The following is a 2,406-nucleotide window of genomic DNA, read 5'->3' on the forward strand; positions in this document are numbered from 1 at the left end:
CTAACTGTTCGCAATTGCTGAGGGCCTGGAGCCTTGATCCTACGTCTCCAGCACGTAGGTTCCCGGTGCGTCGGCACGAGGCGGGTACTGTGCGTTGCCCAAAGGCGGCGGCTTGCCCTTCCGGCCGGAACGGGCAGAGAGCCAGGATACCCAGTCCGGCCACCAGCTGCCCCCGTGGCGCTTGGCGCCTTGCAGCCACTCCTCTGGACTGCTTGCGGCGATGCCGTCCTCGCGCGTGCGGTAGGCGCCCTTGCCGCCCGGCGGGTTGATGATGCCGGCCACATGCCCGCTGGAGGCAAGCACGTACCGCACGCTTCCGCCAAATAGCTGCGTGACGCGCCACGCCGAGTCCCAGGGCACGATGTGGTCCTTCTCGCAGCCCACCGCATAGACATCCTGGCCGATGCGGCTCAGGTCGACAGCCTCACCCTTGAGGCGGATCTCGCCGGGCTTGATCAGGTTGTTCTCCACATAAGTGTTGCGCAGGTACCAGCTGTGCGCCGCCCGGGTCATGCGTGTCCCGTCACTGTTCCAATACAAAAGATCGAAGGCGGCAGGCCTGTTTCCAAGAAGGTAGTTGTTGACCACGTTCGCCCAGATCAAGTCATTCGACCGCAGGAGGCTGAACATGTTGCTCATTTCCCGGCTGTCGAGATAACCACGCTCCATCATCTGCTGCTCGACGAGGTCCAAGGTCGGCTCGCCCATGAACACCGCCGTATCCCCGATTCGTGAAAAGTCCTGCGGCGAGACCATGAAGCTGGCTGAGTTGAACCGCGTGTCGCCCTTGGCCGCAAGGATGGCCAGCGTCAGGGTCAGGAGAACACCGCCGATGCAATAGCCCATGACGTTGACGCTGGCGCTGCCGGTGATCTCGCGGGCGATGTCGCTGGCTGCGAGTGGACCGAGGTCGATGTAGTCCTCGATGCCGATGCCATCCATTGACGCGTCAGGATTCTTCCAGGAGACCACGAATACGGTGAACCCCTGCTCGACTAGGTAGCGGATCATGCTGTTCTTCGGCCGCATGTCGAGGATGTAGTACTTGTTGATCCACGGCGGCAGGATCAGCAACGGCGTGCGGTGAACCTGTTCCGTCGTCGGCGAGTACTGAATCAGCTCCATCAGCCTGTTGCGGTGGACCACCTTGCCTGGCGTCAAAGCCAGGTTGCGTCCTGGCGCGAACGCTTTCGCGTCGACCATACTGAGGCGGCCTGCCGTGATGTCAGTGAGCAGGTTGCGAGCCCCGTCCGCCAAGCTGGCGCCGCCCGTCTCGATCGCCTTGCGCAGCGCCACCGGGTTCGACATCAGCATGAGAGCGGGGCTCATTGCATCGACGAACTGCCGCAGATGGAAGTTGAGGCGCTGCCGCTCGGCTTCCTCGAGATCAGCGACATCACCCTGCTCCAACAGCCAGTCAGATGCGAGAAGGTAGAGTTCCTTCAGCGCCAGGAAGGCCGGGTTGGTTCGCCATTCGGGAGCGGCGAAGCGCTTGTCTGCCGGCACGGTAGCTTGATCGCCGTCCTTGGCCAGTCCGAGCATTCCGAGCCAGGTCTGTCCCGCCTCCTGCCAGACGTTGACGGTGGAGCGCCACAATGCCTGATTGAAGTCGAGGAGCGACAGGGCTGCCCTCGGCTTTCCGACCGAGCGCAGCCAGACGGTTCGCAAGGCCCAGGCGATCTCGGCCCAGTCCACCGGCACCACTTCCCGCAGCGGGTTGGCGTTCCAGATCTGGTCGATGGAGCGCAGCAGCGGTTCGTCCGCCAGACTCTTGCTGAGCTGGTCAGCGCTGCCGGGAAAGGTGGGGAGGCCAAGCGAGTCGGGCGCGTTCTGCCACTGCGGCCAGGCCGGGTTCTGTGCAGCCGGAGGGGAGGCCGAGAGCTGCTCCATCCAGGAAGTCCACATACCCAGCATCTGGTCCGGGCTCGGCCGGCCTGCGCCAGTTCCCCGGCTGTGAGCACTCCCTTCCTGGGCCTCCTCGCTCCGACCCGACTGCGCTCGACCTCCGCCCGTGTTCTGGTTCGCCATGGGGTTCCTCCGGAGCCTTTATCTGCCAGAGCGGCGGCTTCAACAGCCGAACTCGTGGCCTGTCGCAGCCGCTGAGGCTCCTGCAGCGTCTGACCCGTCAACAACCATCCGAGGCCGATCGATCCGATCGATACGGCCCCGCCAACCTGGTCGGTCGTCGAGTGGCACGGCGCCTCAGGAGATCGCTGGCCTCGGTTTCCAGGGGCCGAAAAGGATTGGCAGAGCGGCGGCAACGACGATCAGTACTTGAGGGATGTCGCCGAGTGCATTCGGGTTGGTTGATACGGCTGGAGTCCCGAGAAACGCTGCGTGATACGCTCAGTGAGGCCGGTCCTTGTTGTACGTTTCCGGACGAAACTGCTATCCTATTTCGCGACG

The 2,406-nt window shown here is 63.7% G+C and carries 1 protein-coding gene; it reads right to left on the reverse strand.

Going from position 1 to position 2,406, the window contains the following annotated elements:
• Nucleotides 1-39: 39 nt before the first annotated feature.
• Nucleotides 40-2,028, reverse strand: a complete 1,989-nt coding sequence (locus WDW90_RS36360) for a PHA/PHB synthase family protein (RefSeq protein ID WP_336492601.1) — start codon at nucleotides 2,026-2,028, stop codon at nucleotides 40-42.
• Nucleotides 2,029-2,406: the final 378 nt, after the last annotated feature.

It is taken from the genome of Methylobacterium nigriterrae, assembly GCF_037106235.1.
Lineage (GTDB): Bacteria > Pseudomonadota > Alphaproteobacteria > Rhizobiales > Beijerinckiaceae > Methylobacterium > Methylobacterium nigriterrae.

What these genes read in the sequence shown, in the direction of transcription:
- WDW90_RS36360 (WP_336492601.1), bottom strand. Translation starts at nt 2,028, where the DNA reads ATGGCGAACCAGAACACGGGCGGAGGTCGAGCGCAGTCGGGTCGGAGC.